General features: G+C 63.5%; 13 protein-coding genes. 5 read left to right on the plus strand and 8 right to left on the minus strand.

Annotated features, from left to right (window positions below; genetic code table 11):
- Window positions 1-47: 47 nt before the first annotated feature.
- The 5 genes from sufD to SLT36_RS18490 all read right to left on the minus strand — a co-directional run bounded on the left by sufD (window position 48) and on the right by SLT36_RS18490 (window position 5178).
- Window positions 48-1313, minus strand: a complete 1266-nt coding sequence (gene sufD, locus SLT36_RS18470) for a Fe-S cluster assembly protein SufD (protein ID WP_432283850.1) — start codon at window positions 1311-1313, stop codon at window positions 48-50.
- 10 nt (window positions 1314-1323) lie between these two features.
- Complete coding sequence (gene sufC, locus SLT36_RS18475; protein WP_432283851.1) at window positions 1324-2079, minus strand: Fe-S cluster assembly ATPase SufC; 756 nt, start codon at window positions 2077-2079, stop codon at window positions 1324-1326.
- Between the two features lie 74 nt (window positions 2080-2153).
- Window positions 2154-2315 (minus strand): hypothetical protein, encoded by a 162-nt coding sequence (locus SLT36_RS18480; RefSeq protein WP_154385534.1) that lies wholly within the window; start codon window positions 2313-2315, stop codon window positions 2154-2156.
- Window positions 2315-3844 carry a Fe-S cluster assembly protein SufB gene (gene sufB, locus SLT36_RS18485; RefSeq protein ID WP_432283852.1) on the minus strand — a complete coding sequence of 510 codons (1530 nt, stop codon included), beginning with the start codon at window positions 3842-3844 and terminating at the stop codon, window positions 2315-2317. Before sufB ends, SLT36_RS18480 begins: the two co-directional genes overlap by 1 nt.
- A 170-nt stretch (window positions 3845-4014) precedes the next feature.
- The gene (locus SLT36_RS18490) at window positions 4015-5178 is read right to left on the minus strand and encodes a cysteine desulfurase family protein (RefSeq protein ID WP_432283853.1); all 1164 of its coding nucleotides are present in this window, start codon (window positions 5176-5178) and stop codon (window positions 4015-4017) included.
- Window positions 5179-5396: 218 nt separating this feature from the next.
- Between SLT36_RS18490 and SLT36_RS18495 the strand changes: the two genes are divergently transcribed.
- The 4 genes from SLT36_RS18495 to SLT36_RS18510 are packed head-to-tail and all read left to right on the plus strand — an operon-like array spanning window position 5397 to window position 7658.
- Window positions 5397-6071 (plus strand): alpha/beta hydrolase, encoded by a 675-nt coding sequence (locus tag SLT36_RS18495; protein WP_067962698.1) that lies wholly within the window; start codon window positions 5397-5399, stop codon window positions 6069-6071.
- A 14-nt stretch (window positions 6072-6085) separates the two neighbouring features.
- Complete coding sequence (locus SLT36_RS18500; RefSeq protein WP_067962699.1) at window positions 6086-6736, plus strand: FMN-binding negative transcriptional regulator; 651 nt, start codon at window positions 6086-6088, stop codon at window positions 6734-6736.
- Window positions 6737-6758: 22 nt separating this feature from the next.
- Window positions 6759-7196: an acetyltransferase gene (locus tag SLT36_RS18505; RefSeq protein WP_067966674.1), complete on the plus strand. Its 438-nt coding sequence runs from the start codon at window positions 6759-6761 to the stop codon at window positions 7194-7196.
- A 3-nt stretch (window positions 7197-7199) separates the two neighbouring features.
- Window positions 7200-7658: a GNAT family N-acetyltransferase gene (locus SLT36_RS18510; RefSeq protein ID WP_432283854.1), complete on the plus strand. Its 459-nt coding sequence runs from the start codon at window positions 7200-7202 to the stop codon at window positions 7656-7658.
- A 39-nt stretch (window positions 7659-7697) separates the two neighbouring features.
- Here SLT36_RS18510 and SLT36_RS18515 read toward each other — a convergent pair whose 3' ends face one another.
- On the minus strand, window positions 7698-9056 hold the full coding sequence (locus SLT36_RS18515) for an esterase-like activity of phytase family protein (RefSeq protein ID WP_432283855.1): 1359 nt from the start codon (window positions 9054-9056) through the stop codon (window positions 7698-7700).
- A gap of 114 nt (window positions 9057-9170) precedes the next feature.
- A complete protein-coding gene (locus SLT36_RS18520) occupies window positions 9171-9701 on the minus strand; it encodes a GNAT family N-acetyltransferase (protein WP_432283857.1) in 531 nt (176 codons plus the stop codon).
- 158 nt (window positions 9702-9859) lie between these two features.
- Between SLT36_RS18520 and tyrS the strand changes: the two genes are divergently transcribed.
- On the plus strand, window positions 9860-11113 hold the full coding sequence (gene tyrS, locus SLT36_RS18525; protein WP_432283858.1) for a tyrosine--tRNA ligase: 1254 nt from the start codon (window positions 9860-9862) through the stop codon (window positions 11111-11113).
- Window positions 11114-11187: 74 nt separating this feature from the next.
- Here tyrS and SLT36_RS18530 read toward each other — a convergent pair whose 3' ends face one another.
- The gene (locus SLT36_RS18530; RefSeq protein WP_432283859.1) at window positions 11188-14592 is read right to left on the minus strand and encodes a DUF3971 domain-containing protein; all 3405 of its coding nucleotides are present in this window, start codon (window positions 14590-14592) and stop codon (window positions 11188-11190) included.
- Window positions 14593-14686: the final 94 nt, after the last annotated feature.

Here is a 14686-nt window from a genome sequence, read left to right on the forward strand (position 1 = left end):
CGACTGTGCCGGACCTTCTCCCCTGGCAAGGGGAGAAGGATCAGGCCTCAGCCATGCGTCGCAAACCAGTTGCTCAGCAGCTCTTCCAGCGGATCGACGACGCTTTCGTCCTCGAGTTCCTCGATGACCTCGGCCAGGAAGGCGCGGATCAGGAGGCCCCGGGCCGACTTCTCGTCGATGCCGCGCGCCATCAGGTAGAACAGATGGTTGTGGTCGATCTCGGTGACGGTGGCGCCATGACCGCAGGCGACGTCGTCGGCGAAGATCTCCAGCTCCGGCTTGGTCGAAAACTCGCCGTCGTCGGACAGCAACAGCGTGTTGCAGGCCATGCGGGCATCGGTCTTCTGGGCGATCTGGTGCACGTTGATACGGCCCTGGAAGACGCCCTTGGCGCGGCCGGTGACGACGTTGCGCACCACTTCGGTCGAGGAGGTGTGCGGCACGGCGTGGTCGAGCACCATGGTGACGTCGACATGGCTGTCGCCGGCGAGCAGATTGACGCCGCGCAGCTTGAAGTCGGCGCCTTCACCTGACGCCTTGACGATGACCTCCTGGCGGACGAGCTTGCCGCCGGCATTCATCACGAAGAGGGTCAGCCTGGCGTTCTTACCGAGTTCGGCCTTGAACTGGGCGAGATGGGTCGCCGTCTCCGGCTGGTCCTGGACGATCAGCCACAGCACCTCGGCATCGTCGCCGACCAGAAGCTGGCTGACGGAGCTGACGAGGCCAGCGCCCTCGCCCGTCTGGCGCTCGACGATGGTCGCCTTGGCGCCCGCGCCGACGCGCACCGGCAGGCGCACATGGCTCTGGCCGCCGGCCTGGAGGTTCTGCAGTTCGACCGGCTTGTCCAGTTGGACGCCTGCTTCGATGTCGACGAAATAGCCGTCGGCGACAAAGGCGGTGTTGATGGCGCCGATGGCGTCATCGGCACCGTAGGTGACGAGCGCTGCGGCATAGCTGCCGTCGGTGAGCTTGTCGGCAAGACGCTGGAGGGTAATGCCCTCGATGCTCGACACCGCCTGCGACACGCCATTGGCAAGCGACAGCACGGTCGAACCTTCGATCAGCGGGGCGACCGACTTGGCCTTGGCGCTGGCGTCGAAGGCGGGAACGGTCGCCAGAAGGCGGCGCAGGTCGGTGTAGTGCCAGGATTCGACGCGACGCGTCGGCAGGCCGGCCTTGACCTGCTCGATGGCATCGTCGCGCTTGACCATGATGGCGCCATCGCCGGGAAGCAGCGACAGCCGCTCGCCGAAGGCGTCGACAAGAGCCGCCTCCGCGGGGGTGCGCTGGATTTCAGCACGCATGTTCATGGTCGACACCTCAAGCCGCCTCTTCGATGATCCCGGCGTAGCCGTTCTCTTCGAGTTCGAGCGCCAGCGACTTGTCGCCCGACTTGATGACCTGGCCCTTGTAGAGGACATGGACGGTGTCGGGAACGATGTGGTCGAGCAGGCGCTGGTAGTGGGTTATGACGACGACCGCGCGGTCGGGCGAACGCAGTGCGTTGACGCCGTCGGAGACGATCTTCAGCGCATCGATGTCGAGCCCGGAGTCGGTCTCGTCGAGCACGCAGAGCTGCGGCTCGAGCAACTTCATCTGCAGGATCTCGGCGCGCTTCTTCTCACCGCCGGAGAAGCCGACATTGACCGGACGCTTGAGCATGTTGATGTCCATGTCGAGCGAGGCAGCGGCTTCCTTCACGCGCTTGAGAAAATCCGGGATCTTGAGCGGCTCTTCGCCACGCGCCTTGCGCTGCGCGTTCATCGCCACCTTGAGGAACTCCATCGTGGCAACGCCCGGTATCTCCATCGGATACTGGAAGGCCAGGAAGATGCCCTTGGCGGCGCGCTCGGCCGGGTCCATCTCGAGGATCGACTCGCCGTTGTAGAGGATCTCGCCCTCGGTCACCTCATAGTCCTCGCGGCCGGCGAGGATGTAGGACAGTGTCGACTTGCCCGAGCCGTTGGGGCCCATGATGGCTGCGACTTCGCCTGCCTTCACCGTCAGGTTCAGGCCGCGGATGATCTCGATGCCGCTGTCGGCGATACGGGCATGCAGGTTCTTGATCTCAAGCATTTCGTTCAGCTTTCTTCACTTCAGGCGCCGGGCGGGCGGCGCAATTCCTGTCAAAGACGTTGCCGGCGCGCCGGTCAGATTCCGAATGCGCGCCGCAGCAACGGCAAGAGAGTTGCAGCGATGATGCCGGTGACGGTGCCTACGACCAGCCGCGCGGCGCGCGACTGGAACGACGGTGCCATTGCGGCGAGCCCGCCGCAAACAACTGCGTAGAAGACCGTCGACACCGGATCCATCAGCCGACGCTTCCTTCCAGGCTGATGCCGATGAGCTTCTGCGCCTCGACGGCGAATTCCATCGGCAGTTCCTGGATGACTTCCTTGACGAAGCCGTTGACGATCAGCGCGATGGCCTCCTCCTCGGGAATGCCGCGCTGCATGACGTAGAACTTCTGGTCGTCGGAAATCTTCGAGGTGGTCGCTTCGTGCTCGAACTGCGCCGACGAGTTCTTCGCCTCGATATAGGGCACGGTATGCGCGCCGCACTGATTGCCGATCAGCAAGCTGTCGCACTGGGTGAAGTTGCGCGCGTTGGTCGCCTTGCGGTGGGCCGAAACCTGGCCGCGATAGGTATTCTGCGAGAAACCGGCGGCAATGCCCTTGGAGATGATGCGGCTCGACGTGTTCTTGCCGAGATGAATCATCTTGGTGCCGCTGTCGACCTGCTGGTAGCCGTTCGACACCGCGATCGAATAGAACTCGCCGCGGGAGTCATCGCCGCGCAGGATGCAGGACGGGTACTTCCAGGTGATGGCCGAACCGGTTTCGACCTGGGTCCACGAGATCTTCGAACGGTCGCCACGGCAGTCGCCGCGCTTGGTGACGAAGTTGTAGATGCCGCCCTTGCCCTGGGCGTCGCCCGGGTACCAGTTCTGCACGGTCGAATATTTGATCTCGGCATCGTCGAGCGCAACCAGTTCGACCACGGCGGCGTGAAGCTGGTTCTCGTCGCGCTGGGGTGCGGTACAGCCCTCGAGATAGGAGACATAAGCCCCTTCCTCGGCAATGATCAGCGTGCGCTCGAACTGGCCGGTGTTCTTCTCGTTGATGCGGAAATAGGTCGACAGCTCCATCGGGCAACGCACGCCCTTGGGCACGAAGACGAACGAACCGTCGGTAAAGACGGCCGAATTCAGCGTCGCATAATAGTTGTCGGAGGTCGGAACGACCGAACCGAGATACTTCTTCACCAGTTCCGGGTGCTCGCGGATGGCTTCCGAGATCGAGCAGAAGATGACGCCGGCCTTGGCCAGCTCGTCCTTGAAGGTGGTGACGACGGACACCGAATCGAACACGGCGTCGACGGCGACGCGGCCCGATTTGTAGACGTTGTCGGCAGCCTCTTCATCGGCCAGTCCGTCGACCGGGGCCGCTTGCTTCTGAACGCCGGCGAGGATTTCCTGCTCGCGGAGCGGAATGCCGAGCTTTTCGTAGACCTTCAGAATCTCGGGATCGACTTCGTCCAGCGAGGTCGGTCCGGGCGTGCTCTTGGGAGCGGCATAGAAGTAGATGTCCTGGAAGTCGATCTTGGGATAGTCGACGCGCGCCCAGTTCGGCTCTTCAAGCGTCAGCCAGCGGCGATAGGCACCGAGGCGCCATTCGAGCATCCATTCCGGTTCGCCCTTCTTGGCCGAGATGAAGCGGACAATGTCTTCGCTCAGGCCCTTGGGGGCCTTGTCCATCTCGATGAACGATTCGAAGCCGTATTTGTATTGGTCGACGTCGATCTTGCGGACCTGCTCGATCGTTTCCTGCACAGCAGGCATAAGCGTTCTCCATCCACGCCGGGGTCAAGGCCCGACAGTTTTCAAACTATGGCACCGCTGGAGCGGCGTAAGTTCCATATAGTGTGTTTTTGCCGGGAATTCACCCGGAAGGATGCCTTTGGCGTCCCTGACACACCCGTTCACTGGCCGTTGGGCCAAATTTCCGCCGATCAGGCGGCCTTGGTACGGTCCGTGCGGCGCGAAAGAAGCGCCGCCAGGGCCGTTTCGAATTTCTCCACGTCCGCCTCGGACGTCTGCCGGCCAATCGACACGCGCAGCGCACCCAGATTGTCGGCAAAGCCCATCGCCTTCAGCACATGGCTGGGGCCGACCTTGCCCGACGAGCACGCGGAACCTGCCGAGAGCGCAACGCCTGCGAGATCGAAGGCGATCTGTGCCGTCTCAGCCTTGACGCCCGGAATAGCGAAGAATGTCGTATTGGCAAGCCGTTCGACTGCCTTTCCGAAGATTTCCGCATCGGAAACAAGCCGCAGAACCGTCTCTTCGAGGCGATCGCGCATGGCCCGGACCTCGCCGATCCCGGCCAGCCCGTCCAGAGCGGTACGCGCGGCAGCGCCAAATCCAGATATCGCTGGCAGGTTCTCGGTGCCGCCGCGATGGCCCTTTTCCTGGCCGCCGCCCGTCACAAGAGGTGCCGGCATCATCAGGTCGGCTTGGGCGACGATCGCGCCCGCACCCTTGGGGCCGCCGATCTTGTGCGAGGAAAGAATCAGGTAGTCGGCATAACCCTCTGACATGTCGAGAGGAATGCGGCCCGCAGCCTGGACGGCGTCGAGCACCAGCACCCCGCCAGCCACCTTCACCAGTTCAGCAATGGCGCGGATGGGCTGGATGACGCCGGTCTCGTTGTTGGCGGCGTGGATCGCCACCAGCGGCAGGCCTTCCGACTTGTCGTGGGCGGCGAGTGCGGCTTCCAAGCCAACGAGGTCGACGATGCCGTTGCCATCCACGCCAAGTCGCGTGAGCCGCTCCGCCGGGAAACGGCCGCCATTCAGCAGGCAAGGATGATCGGCGTCGGTGACGTAGAGACGCGACATGCGCACTGCGCCGCGCCCCATGCGCCAGTCAGGCGACAAAAGCGTTGTCGCGGCTTCGGTGGCACCGGATGTAAAGACGACATGTTCAGGCCTGGCGCCAACGAGGGCGGCGACATCGCGCCTGGCATCCTCGATGATCTTGCGGGCGGCCCTGCCCTCGCTGTGAACCGACGACGGGTTGGCCCCGACTTCGAGCGCCGCGACCACGGCCACACGCGCTGCGGGCAACAGCGGCGCACTGGCATTGTAGTCGAGATAGGCGCGCGGTCCGGCCATTTTCCTGGTTTTTGCCCTGTCAAATCATGTTCGGATGGGAGGACGCGCAATTTCCTTGAAATTCCAAGGCCAGCCGTCCTATCTACCCGCTTTGCCAAATGGGCGGTTTCGCCACCCAGTTTTGAACAGTTCTAAACTAGCTTCTAAGAAGACGCGTCCCTCGCGTCAAGGCTGGGCACAGGATTGTTTCATCGGCCTTGCGTCAAGTGGAGTAGTTTATGCCAGAGGTCATTTTTACCGGTCCGGCGGGTCGCCTGGAAGGTCGTTATCAGCCGTCCAAGGAAAAGAACGCGCCGATCGCCATCATACTGCATCCGCACCCGCAGTTTGGCGGCACGATGAACAACAAGATCGTGTACGACCTCTTCTACATGTTTCAGAAGCGCGATTTCACCACGCTGCGCTTCAACTTCCGCGGCATCGGCCGCAGCCAGGGCGAATTCGATCACGGCACCGGCGAACTGTCGGATGCGGCTGCCGCGCTCGATTGGGTGCAGTCGCTGCATCCTGACTCGAAGAGCTGCTGGGTCGCCGGCTATTCCTTCGGCGCCTGGATCGGCATGCAGCTTCTGATGCGCCGCCCGGAGATCGAAGGTTTCATCTCGGTGGCGCCGCAGCCCAACACCTATGATTTCTCGTTCCTGGCACCCTGCCCGTCGTCGGGCCTGATCATCCATGGCGACGCCGACAAGGTGGCGCCGCCGAAGGACGTGCAGGGCCTGGTCGACAAGCTGCACACGCAGAAGGGCATCACCATCACCCAGAAGACGCTCCCCGGCGCCAACCACTTCTTCGGCAACGACCCGGAGCTGGTGATCGACGAGTGCGCCGAGTATCTCGACCGCCGTCTCGCCGGCGAGCTTTCGGACCCGCGTCCGAAGCGCCTGCGCTAAGAGGAGTTCCGCGCATGTACCAGCCGCCGCTGTTTCGCGAGACCAGGCTGGACGTTTTGCATGCGCTGATCCGCAACCATCCGCTCGGCCTTCTGATCTGCAACGGATCGGAAGGCCCGGTGGCAAATCCGCTGCCATTTCTGCTCGACGCCGACATCGGCCCGAATGGACGGCTGCGAGCGCATCTCGCCCGCGCCAACCCGCAATGGCAGTTGCTGGCTGAAACGCCTGACATGCCAGTGCTGGTGGTGTTCCAGGGCGAGGACGCATACGTCACCCCATCCTGGTACGAAACCAAGCGCGAAACCGGCAAGGTCGTTCCGACCTGGAACTATGCGACCGTGCAGGTGCGCGGCATGGCGCGTGTCATCGACGACAAGGACTGGCTTGCCGGGCAGATCGCCGCGCTCACCGCCAGCCAGGAAGCCGGGCGGACCGAGCCCTGGCAGGTCTCCGACGCGCCTGATGCCTACATCGCAGCCCAACTGAAGGGCATCATCGGGCTCGAAATCGACATCACCGCCATCGACGGCAAATGGAAGGTCAGCCAGAACCGGCCCGTCGGCGACCGCATCGGCGTCGCTGAAGGCATAGAGGCCGAGCAGAAGCCGGCCGGCGGCATGGCGCAACTGGTCCGCCAGTATGGCGGGCTCGCGGGCGAATAGCCCTTTCGACCTGGAGCCTCTCATGAACATCCGTCCCCGCGTCGCGGCCGACAATGCCGTGCTCGTCGCCATCTGGGAGGATGCCGTGCGTGCCACACATCACTTCCTCGGCGAAGACGACATTCAGTTCTTCCGTCCGCTCGTCCGCGACGACTATCTGCCCGCCGTCGAGGTGCTGGTGGCGGAGGACAGCGATGGCAAGCCCGTCGGCTTCATCGGCCTGGACGGCCCAAAGGTCGAAATGCTGTTCGTCAGCACCAGCCAGCATGGCAAAGGCATCGGCAAGGCGCTGATCGAGCATGTCGGCCGGCTGAAGGGGCCGCTTGCGGTCGACGTCAACGAGCAGAACCCGGGTGGCGTCGCCTTCTATCTGAAATGCGGCTTCAGGCAGGTCGGGCGCTCCGAACGCGACGGCCAGGGAAAGCCATTTCCTCTGCTGCACCTGGCGCAGGCGTCCTGAGGCATGAATGGGATCAGCTTCCGGCCGTTTCGCAGCGACGAGCTAGCAGCTTACGCGGCGTGGTTCGACGATGCCGAGGTGGCACGGCGCGTCGACTTTCCCGGCACGGACTGGTTCGCCTATGTCACGGATCCGGCAAGTCCGGCCCAACTGGTCGTGGCCACATATGCTGCGAGCGACACTCCGCTTGCCGTGTTGCAATATGACGAGCAGGACGACGGCGGCATCAGCCTGCTGATCGTGCTCGACCCCAGGCAACGCGGCCAAGGGCTTGGCAAACGTGTGCTGGCGGCCCTGGTCGCGCATGTCAGCGGCCGTTACACCCATATCGACGGCCAAATCGAAAACGACAATCTCGCCTCCATAGCCTGCGTCGAAAGCTGCGGCTTTGTCCGTCAGGCCGAGAAGCCGGACGGCGGATTCCTGTTGTACCGAAAGCCACTTGGCGTCGGAATCTCATAAAATGAATCCGGGCCGCCAAGGCGGCCCGGAAGTTGCGCCTTACTTGGCCTTCAGGAAGTCGCCGACTTCAAGCAGGACGAATTCGTTGTCGTCAGCCTTGTCGAGCGCGCGGCCGGCCGAGAACGGCAGGTTGTTGTCGTTGCCGACGACTATGTGGCTCTCGTCGACGAGATCGACATTCTCGATGGTGACGAAGGGCATATCATAGAAGCCCTCGCCGCCGCCCTGGCGCTTCTTGTTGTCGGGGTCGGCAATCTTCATGAGATCGATGTATCCGACCTTGCGCACGGCCTTGCCGACATTGTCGTCAGTCATCTCGATCTTGTAGATGCGCTTGACCTTGGCCGCGCGGGCGAAGCAGTCGGGCTTAGGGGCGTTGGCGTCTGCGCAGGCCTTGTCGGCGGTGCCGGCGCCGTTGTCGCGCTCGATGACGAGCGCTTCGGTGGCGCTGATCATGTTGAAATCGCCGATCGCCTCGCCGCCGTCGGCCAGCGGATAGAGCCAGCTACGGCCGGTCCATTCCTTCTTGGCGGCATCGAACTCGATGACGCGCAGCGCCGTCTTGCCGTCGACCTTCTCGACTTCGCCGTCGGCCATGTAGCGCGGCCCTTCGAGCATGCCGAAGAGCCTGGAGCCATCCTTGGACATGGCAAGGCCTTCATAACCACCCGAACGCTTGAGGTTGAAGACCGGATTTTTGGCGACCGGATTGCCCGGCAGGGTCAGCGTCGGATGGTCGGGCGAACGGACGGGCTCGCCTTCGGCAACGGTGTCGATGACGTCGGTCAGCTTGCCGTCGAGATCGAACTTCAGCAGATACGGGCCGAACTCCTCGCCGACCCAGAAGCCATCAATTACGGGCTGGATCGATTCGACGTCGAAATCACCGCCGGTGAGGAAGCGGGTGTCGGAGCCTTCGAGCACGATCGGGAACGGCGCCTTGCGGTCGGGATCGGTCAGGAACAGGGTCTTGATGCGGTTCATCGTGCCCTTGTCCCAATCGAACGACATGTGGTGCAGCATCAGGGCAGCGTCGGTGGAGTTCAGCTTGTTGCCGAAGCCGTTGTCCGACAGCGACCAGAACGTGCCGTCGCCGACGGCCTTGATGCCGGAGAAGCCCTGGACGGGCTGGCCGTCGAAAGGCAGCGACAAGCCGGTCGGGCGCACGCCGTCCTTGCCCGGCACAGTGCCGAGGCCTTCGGCGCGCTTGCGGTCGGGCGTGGTGAACTTGCCCGAGCTGCGCAGGTGCTCCGGCGCGTTTTCGGGTGCAGCGATGATCGTGTTCGCCGGCAGGATCGCGTGACCGACGAGCGTTGCCTTGAATTCCGTCTCCTCCGCGAATGCGGAGGCGGTGGTGAGCGCGAGAACAGCCGCAGCCAGATAGAGAGAGCGTCGCATGTTGGACCCCGATTGGTTGAAGGAACGCCCTCCAGCTAGGTCCGGGCCATGTCGGGCAGGTGACGCCTCGGTGAAACTTTGATGAAGTCCCCTGACACCTGGCGGCAGGACCGCCTAGCGCTTCCGCCGGTCGGTGCTGCTCATGGTGTAGACGTGGGCCTCAAGCCCGTTCATCGGTCCGGTGTGCTGGAAGCGCATGCCGATCTTTTCCAGCACGTTCAGCGACGCCGCGTTGTCGACATGGGCAAAGGCGATGAAGTGATCGCCTATCCTGCGGTCGAAGAAGAAGTTGGCCAGGGCTGCGGCTATCTCGGTGGCGTAGCCATTGCCCCAGAATTGCGGGGCAATGGCATAACCGAGTTCGAACTGGCCGGTGGCGGCGAACATCGAGAAACCGGCGCGACCGACGAAGCGCGCGTCCTCGCGCCGCTGCAGCTTGAGTTTGGTGATGCCGTGCAGCCGGTATTCCTCGGCCCAGCCCGTCATGCGGCCGGCAGCCTCGTCGCGTGTCCAGGGCTGGCCGGTGATCGACAGATAGCGCGACGCCCGTACCTGCGAATGCAGCCAGACGAGATCGTCCAGGTCGGTGTCGCGCCATGTCCGGAGCAACAGCCGCGGTGTCTCGAGAACCGTTTCATCCGTCATGTTGGCGTCCATCCATGCGCCGCAGTCGTGTCCGGCACCACAAGGGACGCCGCTGACGGTTGGCAATCCTTGTGATTCTGGCACTTCAGATGCTAAAGCGCTGGCGTCGCCGATCCAAAGCCGGATCTGCCGTACCAATCGTCCGCCGAGAGAGAACCATGTCCGCCTTCAAGTCCGATTTCCTGCGCACCCTTTCCGAGCGCGGCTTCATCCACCAGACCTCGGATGACGCCGGCCTCGACGATCTGTTCCGCAAGGAAACCGTGTCGGCCTATATCGGCTTCGATCCGACGGCGTCGAGCCTGCATGCCGGCGGCCTGATCCAGATCATGATGCTGTACTGGATGCAGAAGACAGGGCATCGCCCCGTGCCGCTGATGGGCGGCGGAACCGGCATGGTCGGCGACCCGTCCTTCAAGGACGAGGCGCGCAAGCTGATGACGCCCGAGATGATCCAGTCCAACATCGACGGCATCAAGCAGGTGTTTTCGAACTACCTGACCTTCGGCGACGGGCCGCGCGATGCGCTGATGGTCAACAACGCCGAGTGGCTGTTGCCACTCAACTATCTCGAATTCCTGCGCGACGTCGGCCAGCATTTCTCGGTCAACCGCATGCTGAGCTTTGATTCCGTCAAGCAGCGCCTCGACCGCGAGCAGTCGCTGTCGTTCCTCGAATTCAACTACATGATCCTGCAGGCTTACGACTTCGTCGAACTCAACAAGCGCTACGGCCTGCGCCTGCAGATGGGCGGCTCCGACCAGTGGGGCAACATCGTCAACGGCATCGACCTGGGCCACCGCCTCGGCACGCCGCAGCTCTACGCGCTGACCTCGCCGCTTTTGACGACCTCTTCCGGCGCCAAGATGGGCAAGTCGATGAACGGAGCCGTCTGGCTCAACGCCGACATGCTGTCGCCTTATGATTTCTGGCAGTACTGGCGCAACACCGAGGATGCCGATGTCGAGCGCTTCCTGAAGCTCTACACGGCGATGCCGCTCGACGAGATCGCGCGCCTGGCAGCCCTTGGCGGCTCGGAGATCAACGACGCCAAGAAGGTGCTGGCGACCGAGGTGACCGCGATGCTGCACGGCCGCGCGGCAGCCGAACAGTCGGCCGAGACGGCGCGCAAGACCTTCGAGGAAGGCGCGCTTGCCGACACGCTGCCGACCGTCGAGGTGCCAGGCGACGAGCTAAAGGCCGGCATCGGGCTGCTGTCGCTTGTCGTTCGCGCCGGACTTGCCGCGTCGAACGGCGAAGCACGCCGTCACGTCCAGGGCGGCGCCGTGCGCATCAACGACCAGTCGGTCAATGACGAGCGCCGTGCGGTGACTTCAGCCGACCTGACGCCGGAAGGCGTGGTCAAGCTGTCGCTCGGCAAGAAGAAGCACATTCTGGTGCGCCCGGCCTGACGGGAACGCTGCACTCGGAATAACAAAAATGGCCGGCATCGCCGGTGATTTTCATATCGGGCGTCCCCTGGCGGTCAGTATTCGAAGATCGACCGGAAGATGCCGGGCGCGATCGCCGACAGCGGATTGACATGCAGCTTGGGCGCATTGGCATCGCCCGAGAGTTTGTAGGTGACGCCAATCAGGCCGCCGTCGCGTCCGTTGCCCAAAATGACACCGACAAGCGGCAGCTCGCCGAAGATGCGGTTGAGGCCATAGGCCGGCATGAAGGTGCCGGTCATGTTCATCTGGCCCTGCTGGTCGTAGAGCGTGCCCTGGAACGTCGTGCCGATCAGCGGCCCGCGCAAGACGCCTTTGTCCAATGCCAGGTACTTCGAACGCTTGTCGATCTGGGCGAAACCGCGTTCGAACCTCACCTTGGAGACGTCGATGTCCTTACGCATCGCCTGGTTAAGGCTGCGATTGTCGCCGGCCGGCTTGCTGGAGACGATCGAGGCCAGCCTCGGTTCATCGACGACGACGAATTCGCGCACATCGACCTGGCCCTTGAGTGGCCCGTCGCCCGAGGATTCCAGCGCGAGCGCCAGCGAACCGCCCTGCATGCGGGCATAGACGTCAAGGAAGCGCAGGATGGCGCCGGCGTCAGCAGATCGCACGTCGAGGCGGCGGCCACCGCCCTGAAGCACGTTGCTGACGGTGATCTGGCCACCGGAACTGGCTGTCGCGTCGACCTTGAGCCCGCCGACCTTCGAGCCGGAGCCCGAATACTCGAGCGTAACGCCCGAAAGCTTCTCGCCGCTGAAGCCGACCAGCGTGTCGACATTGGCCGTGACCGAAATGGAATTTGAACCGGCTGACTTGGTCGCACTATCGACGTCGGACATGAACTGCTTGATCAGCGCGCGCGCATCGAGCGAGTTGCCCTTGACCTGGACTGCAAAACCCTTGCCCGAGCGCTTGATGTTGACCGCGACGTCGTCGCCGCGGTTGAGCTGCACCTTGTTGAAGCGCGCCGAAGACAGGCTGCCATTGGCGAGCGCGACGTCGCCCGTGATGGTGAATGTCTTTCCGTCGAGGTTGAAGTCGGACAGTGTCGACCTGTCGCCATCCGACGTCATGGTGAACGACACTTCGGCTGATATGCCCGGCCCCTTGCTCCAGCCGACCCAGGGCAGATCGAGCCTGGCTGCGGTCAGGTCGGCCACGATGTGGCGCTTGCCGGGTTCGGGCTGTTCGACATCGACCTTGATGGTTCCCGAGAGCATGTCGGACAGGCCGGGAACAAGGGCGTTGCGTGCCTTGTCGTCGAGCACGAACTGGACGTTGCGTTGCTTGTCGATACCATTGTCGCGCAGCGGCTCGACAAGGTCGAGTTCCGCCGGAACGCCATTGAGCTTGCCCTTGGCAACGATGACGGCCTTGTCTGGTGTGACGGTGATGTTGCCGTCGGCCTCGGACAGCTTCTGGCCGTCGAACTCCTTGGCCACAGCCAGGCCGTCATAATCGAGCGCCACCTTCCAATCGAGCTTGTCGGTGTCGATGCCGCTGGTGAGCGGAATGTCGGCCTTGACGTTGCCGGTGACGTCGCCCGTCAGCTCCTCCGGCACGATGCCGACGTGGCGCATGGCATTGATCGGCTCATAGGAAGCGAGTTCCGCTATTGCATCGGCGCTGCCATCGACATCGATATCGAGCGAGCCGATGACCGGCATGACATTGGCCTTGACGACCTTCAGCGTGCCGTTGCTGGCGGCGACAGTGCGGCCGCTGGGCATGAAGACGGTGCCCTGGGACAAGGACACGTCGACGTCGTTGCCGTGGAATTCGACGATGCCCCTGGCATCGCGAATGGGCGGAATGCGGCCGGCGACGTCGAAGCGCGAGCCGTCGATCTCGAAACGACCGAACACTTCCTGGGCGTTGAGCGGCACGCCGTTGCCGAGACGGTCGGGCCTGACGTCGAACTGCACGTTGCCGTCGACGACACGGCCGCCATAGAGATTGTGCAGCACCCAGAGCCGGGCATTGCGGGCCGAGAACCACGGCCACAGCTGCTTCACATGCGCGACCGACATGTCATGGATGGTGAAGGCGAAAAAGATGCCGGGAGCCTTGCCGTCGACGAACTGCACCGACGCCTTGCCGAGCGCCTCGCCGCCCGGTCCTGATTTCAGGCCGATCTGCTCGGCGGCGAGCGTGTTGGTGACCACGTCGTAGGTGCCGGCGATCCGCGCCAGGAAATTGAGCGCCGGCTCGGGCGATTCATCAGGCGCCAGGCGCGAGTCGCGGCTGATCAGCTCGAAGCGATAGGCTGGATTGTCGGAAGCATTGCCGGTCGCCGGGCGCGGGCCGAAGCCGCCGGTGAAATCGAATGTCGAGCGGCCGGTCGAGACCAGCAGCTTGCGGATGTCGAGCTTGTTTTCGCCGCCGGCAAGGCGAAGGTCGACGGTGACGTCGCCGACAACCTGGCCGCGTTCGTGCAGATCCAATGTGGATTTGCCGATCGAACCTTTGGCGATCAGTTCGGAACCGTCGCCGTCGATGCCCTCCTGTCCGGTGATCGTCAGTTCGGCAGAGCCGATGCGGCTTGCCTTGGCTGCCGGAATGTCGGCCTTGCCGGCGAAGGGGTCGCTCATCGACACTGTCGCATCGAGGGCTGCGACCCGATTGGCGGCGCTGTCGCGCCGGGCCGCGGCGGCCAATTCGACATCGCGGCCATCGACGTCGAAATTGGCAGCGATACGCAGCTCGCCAGAGCGGGTCTTGGCGAGCGAAGCGTCGATGACGCGCACGACCTTGACCTCACCTCCGGAAGGCAGGACGAAATCGACATTGCCGAGCGCGATTTCGCGCATCGCATCGAACTGGACCGCGTCAAAGCCGCGGCGAATGCCCCGGAACGTCTCGTCCAGCAGCTTCTGCGGATCGACGAGGCCCTGCTCGTTGCGTAGCATGGAACTCCAGTCCGAACCGCCGCCGGCCGGCATCGCATCGACGACGATCCTTGCATCGGAAATGCTGGCATTGCCGAGGCGGACATTGCCGGTGAGCAACGGCACGAGCCGGATGCCGAAGCGCATCAGGCCGGCTTCGGCCATGGGCGAGCCATCCGCGCGGGTGAGCCTGACGTCGGGAACCTCGACCGCGATCAGCCTGAGGCCATCGAGCGTCAGCCGCGCCTGCCCCATCGAGACGTCAACATCGACGCCGGCAAGGCCCTCGATGGCATGTTCAGCCTCTGCACGCAGCCTGTCCTGGCCGAAACCGGAGTAGCTGAGCGCTTCGATGGCGATGATTGCCAGAAGCACAAGCGAGCCAAGGACAGCCACTGCGGCAAGCACGCAATGGCCGGCACGCCGCCGCACGGAGATACGTGGACGCGGCGGTTCCTGGCCCGCAGCCGACGGCATGGCGCCGAGATCGGTAATCTCATCGCGCCTGAACCGGATTTTCTCGTGCCGGGGCACTTCCTGATCCACGCTATGTCCCGTAGTCGTTTCGGTCGTGGACGAATCCAAGTCCGGCATTCTTAACCTGACATCCTTGCCGGCTCACCCCGTAACTTCAAACAAG

Source organism: Aminobacter sp. BA135, assembly GCF_050859125.1.
GTDB classification, from domain to species: domain Bacteria; phylum Pseudomonadota; class Alphaproteobacteria; order Rhizobiales; family Rhizobiaceae; genus Aminobacter; species Aminobacter ciceronei.

Bases quoted from the DNA above. Each gene is read 5' to 3' on its own strand.
- SLT36_RS18495 (WP_067962698.1), top strand. From the start codon at position 5,397: ATGCCAGAGGTCATTTTTACCGGTCCGGCGGGTCGCCTGGAAGGTCGT.
- sufB (WP_432283852.1), bottom strand. From the start codon at position 3,844: ATGCCTGCTGTGCAGGAAACGATCGAGCAGGTCCGCAAGATCGACGTC.
- SLT36_RS18480 (WP_154385534.1), bottom strand. From the start codon at position 2,315: ATGGATCCGGTGTCGACGGTCTTCTACGCAGTTGTTTGCGGCGGGCTC.
- SLT36_RS18520 (WP_432283857.1), bottom strand. From the start codon at position 9,701: ATGACGGATGAAACGGTTCTCGAGACACCGCGGCTGTTGCTCCGGACA.
- tyrS (WP_432283858.1), top strand. From the start codon at position 9,860: ATGTCCGCCTTCAAGTCCGATTTCCTGCGCACCCTTTCCGAGCGCGGC.
- sufD (WP_432283850.1), bottom strand. From the start codon at position 1,313: ATGAACATGCGTGCTGAAATCCAGCGCACCCCCGCGGAGGCGGCTCTT.
- SLT36_RS18505 (WP_067966674.1), top strand. From the start codon at position 6,759: ATGAACATCCGTCCCCGCGTCGCGGCCGACAATGCCGTGCTCGTCGCC.
- SLT36_RS18515 (WP_432283855.1), bottom strand. From the start codon at position 9,056: ATGCGACGCTCTCTCTATCTGGCTGCGGCTGTTCTCGCGCTCACCACC.
- sufC (WP_432283851.1), bottom strand. From the start codon at position 2,079: ATGCTTGAGATCAAGAACCTGCATGCCCGTATCGCCGACAGCGGCATC.
- SLT36_RS18510 (WP_432283854.1), top strand. From the start codon at position 7,200: ATGAATGGGATCAGCTTCCGGCCGTTTCGCAGCGACGAGCTAGCAGCT.
- SLT36_RS18500 (WP_067962699.1), top strand. From the start codon at position 6,086: ATGTACCAGCCGCCGCTGTTTCGCGAGACCAGGCTGGACGTTTTGCAT.
- SLT36_RS18490 (WP_432283853.1), bottom strand. From the start codon at position 5,178: ATGGCCGGACCGCGCGCCTATCTCGACTACAATGCCAGTGCGCCGCTG.